Raw genomic sequence first — 3553 nt, forward strand, 5'->3', positions numbered from 1 at the left:
CAGAGGCTGTCGCGCGAAAAGGCGCCGGCCCTGCCGACCACGCCCGAGGGCGCGGCCCCGCCGGAACAGGCCGACGGCGCCGTCATCATCGTCGGCTTCGGCCGGGTCGGACGGCTGATCGGCGAACTGCTCAAGGAGCATGACCAGACCTTCATCGCCCTGGACACCGACGCCGCCGCCGTGGCGGCCGGACGTCGCGACGGCTTCGACGTCTTCTACGGCGACGCAGGCCGCGCCGAGATGCTGGTTCACTGCGGGGTGCAATCCACCCGCGCCCTGATCGTGACCATGGATGCGCCGACCAAGGTGGACGAGGTGGTGACGACCGCCCGCACCCTGCGCGACGACCTGATCCTGATCGCCCGCGCCCGCGACGATCAGCATGCGGCGCGGCTGTACGCCCTGGGCGTCACCGACGCCGTGCCGGAGACGACCGAGGCCAGTCTTCAGCTGGCGGAGAACACCCTGGTCGACCTGGGCGTGCCCATGGGTCTGGTGCTGGCCTCGATCCATGAGAAGCGTGATCAGTTTCGACGCACCTTCCAGGCCGCAATACCCGCCGGAGGACGCAGTAGAACCACCCGCGCGTTGAGAATGCCTCAGATTGGGACAGGTAACCACAACGGTTAAGCTTAGAAATCGGGCTGTTAACCGTGTCATCGGCTTTTGCGACCCATTTTCGTCATGGTTCCGTGATGCAAGCCCTGCTTCATCATCGCGCGGTTGGCGGGCGAAGCAACAGAACGTCTCGCCTCGCGGTCTAAGCGACTGACCCAGTCAACTTCGGGCCGTCAGGGCTTCCGAAATGCGTAGAGTAAAAGCCTGAATTCATGACCGATACCGTTCTCTCGACCGAAGCCGCTCCCCGCCTGAACCGCCGTCAGGCCGCCAAGGTCCGGACTCGCCAGAAGGTTCTGGACGCCGCCCGCTCCCTGTTCGCCGAGCGCGGCTATGAGCCGGCCACGATCCGCGACATCGCCAAGGGCGCCGGCATGTCCACCGGGGCGGTCTTCGCCAACTTCCAGGACAAGGCCGAACTGTTCGAGGCCGTCCTGACCGAGGACATGACCCGCCTGGCCGAGGTGGTCGAGGCCGGCGCGCCTGAAGGCGAACCCGTTCGCCAGCGGCTGCTGGGCGCCCTCAGCGCCGGCTATCACTCATCGCTGGACCAACTGCCCCTGTTCCAGGCCATCGTCGCCCGGTCCTGGTTCCAGCCCCTGGCCGCCGAGATGCGCGCCCGCGCCGCGACCAAGAACCTGCTGCTGGCCATCGGCGGCATCCTCCAGGAAGCCGTGGCCAAGGGCGAACTGCGCCAGGACGCGGAGATCCGCCTGCTGGTCGAGCTGATCTGGGACGCCTACCTGTCGAACTACCGCCGCGCCGCCTATGACGAATGGGACGCTCAAGCCCTGTCCGACCACATGGGCAAGCAGATTGACGTGATCCTGGCCGGCGCGTTGTCCGCCAAATAATCCACTCGAAGCGCCTGAAAAAGGTCGGGGCCGCCGCGCGGTCCCGGCCTTTTTCATGCCCGGCGTTCCGCGTTCAGGCCTTACGCTTCAGGGTGACGTAGAAGGCGCCGTTGCCGCCGTGCCTCTGGTGGGCCACGGTAAAGCCGGACACCACGCCGCGCAGGCCCGGCGACTGCATCCATTCTCCGAACGAGGCGCGGATTACGCCGCCGCCCAGCCGTCCCTGGCCGGTGATGACCAGGACCGCCCGCATCCCACGCGCCTGGCACGAAGTCAGAAAGCCCCGCAGCTGATCCTCGGCCTCGAACCGGCCGAAGCCGTGCAGGTCGATACGGGCCTCGATCGGGTCGCGCTCGCGTGACAGCCGCTGTTTGCGGCGCGGTTCCAGATCATCGGGCGCGGAGCGGACGCGTGAGGCTGTCGCCCGCGCCACCGAAGGCTGGGCGTCGGCCTGGCGTGCGGTCGGGGGCGCGGTCGGCAGGCTGCGTTGCGGCGAGGTCTTGGGCAGGGGACGCGGATGCTCCGGCGGGGCGACGACCAGATGGGCCGGGGCTTCGGCGCCCGGTGTGACGCGGGCGGGCTTGCGGCTGCGGGGGGCCACGACCGAGCCGGTGATCCGACCCCAGATGCGACGGTCCTCGGGCGTCAGCCCGTTCTCGTCCCGGCCGGGGCCCTTGCGCTTCATGTATCGGCGTCGTCGTCGAAGGCGTCGCCGGGACCGGGTTCGTGAACCAGCAGGTCGCCGGGCTGGCAGTCCAGTTCACGGCACAGGGCGTCCAGGGTCGAGAACCGCACGGCCCGCGCCTTGCCGGTCTTCAGAATCGACAGGTTCGCCACCGTCACCCCGACCCGGTCGGCGAGCTCGGTCAGCGACATGCGGCGTTCGACGAGGACGCGATCAAGCTGGACGCGGATGGCCATGGGGAAGTCCTACTGGAAACGGCTCAGATCGTCAGTTCGGATTCGCGGCGCAGGCGCGCGCCCTCGCGGAACACCTCCGCCAGGACGAAGACGATCAGGACGGAGAAGATGGGGGTCAACAGTTCGCCCAGGCCCTGGGGGTCCATAACGCCGGGCGCCAGGCGCGCGGCGACGAAACCCTGGGCCAGCCAGACGCCGCCGGTGACGACCGCCAGGGTCAGGCCGATCTGGCGCAGACGGCGGACATTGTCGGGATGGAAGGGGTCGCCCATGGTCAGGGTGCGAAAGATCCGACGCAGACTGCGCAGGATCAGCATGAAGCCGCCGAAATAGGCGGTGGCCGCCCCCAGACCGAACAGCAGCAGCAGGCGGGTCAAAGGCAGCTGACGCCCGCCGGAATCGCCGCTGACGGTGATGTTCACATTATCCAGGGGAATGAAGACGGCGGCGACCAGCAGAAACAGCAGCAGGCCGGTGATCAGCCAGAGCAGGATATAGGCGACGTCCAGCGCCACCTTCAGCACGCTGGAGACCGATCCCGGCCCCAGGGCGCGGAACGGGGCCTTCAGCGGCGCGGTCAGGGCGGCGAGCCAGCGAGGGGCGAGCCATTTCGGGCTCAGCCGTTTCGACTCTTGCGCCTCGCCTCGCTTCAGCGGATGTCGCGGCGGGAGCAGGCGCATGGTCGGTCTCAGGCCGGAGGGATGGGCGCGACGGCTGCACGGGGTCCGGCGAACCCGCCCGCAGCTCTATACATCGCGGTCTTCGTCAAGGTCGTCAAAGCTCTCGTGATCGATACGGGACTAGACTTGGGGGCGATCAGAAGGCTTGAACCAGAATGGCGACCAGGGCGGTCGGTAGGGCGGCGATCAGGACCGTGTTGACGAAAGCGGCGCAGACCTTGTCGAGCCAGAGCGACATGTTCATCGTATGCATCAGGGTTCTCCGTTTTTCCTGTATGGGTGATAATCACCCGTTTCGTTTGTTATCCGCATGATCGTTCCGGTTTTTCCGGAAGTCCTGAACGGTGCGGCCCCGTTCCTGACGATCAATAGATAGGCCGTGCGCTGTTAAAAAGCACGTTACATATCGTTTAACGATATTAAACTTTGGCAATAGACTGTTTCAGGGCCGTGATCGTCGATGACTCTCAAGCTTTTCAA

At 66.5% G+C, this 3553-nt stretch carries 5 protein-coding genes; 2 read left to right on the forward strand and 3 right to left on the reverse strand.

Translation table 11 applies throughout. From position 1 onward, the window contains the following. Together ACK4MH_RS15540 and ACK4MH_RS15545 are read left to right on the forward strand one after the other, a co-directional pair. Window positions 1-630, forward strand: a 630-nt coding sequence (locus ACK4MH_RS15540) for an NAD-binding protein (RefSeq protein WP_409719993.1), incomplete at its 5' end; no start/stop codon positions are given. A gap of 200 nt (window positions 631-830) precedes the next feature. Further along, window positions 831-1472 carry a TetR/AcrR family transcriptional regulator gene (locus ACK4MH_RS15545; protein WP_304936898.1) on the forward strand — a complete coding sequence of 214 codons (642 nt, stop codon included), beginning with the start codon at window positions 831-833 and terminating at the stop codon, window positions 1470-1472. Window positions 1473-1545: 73 nt separating this feature from the next. Here ACK4MH_RS15545 and ACK4MH_RS15550 read toward each other — a convergent pair whose 3' ends face one another. The 3 genes from ACK4MH_RS15550 to ACK4MH_RS15560 are packed head-to-tail and all read right to left on the reverse strand — an operon-like array spanning window position 1546 to window position 3073. Next, window positions 1546-2157: a Smr/MutS family protein gene (locus ACK4MH_RS15550; protein ID WP_409719995.1), complete on the reverse strand. Its 612-nt coding sequence runs from the start codon at window positions 2155-2157 to the stop codon at window positions 1546-1548. Beyond that, window positions 2154-2393 (reverse strand): helix-turn-helix domain-containing protein, encoded by a 240-nt coding sequence (locus tag ACK4MH_RS15555; protein WP_287927541.1) that lies wholly within the window; start codon window positions 2391-2393, stop codon window positions 2154-2156. Before ACK4MH_RS15555 ends, ACK4MH_RS15550 begins: the two co-directional genes overlap by 4 nt. A gap of 23 nt (window positions 2394-2416) precedes the next feature. Continuing rightward, a complete protein-coding gene (locus tag ACK4MH_RS15560) occupies window positions 2417-3073 on the reverse strand; it encodes a DUF2975 domain-containing protein (RefSeq protein WP_409719997.1) in 657 nt (218 codons plus the stop codon). Window positions 3074-3553: the final 480 nt, after the last annotated feature.

This window comes from Brevundimonas sp., from assembly GCF_046295075.1.
Lineage (GTDB): Bacteria > Pseudomonadota > Alphaproteobacteria > Caulobacterales > Caulobacteraceae > Brevundimonas.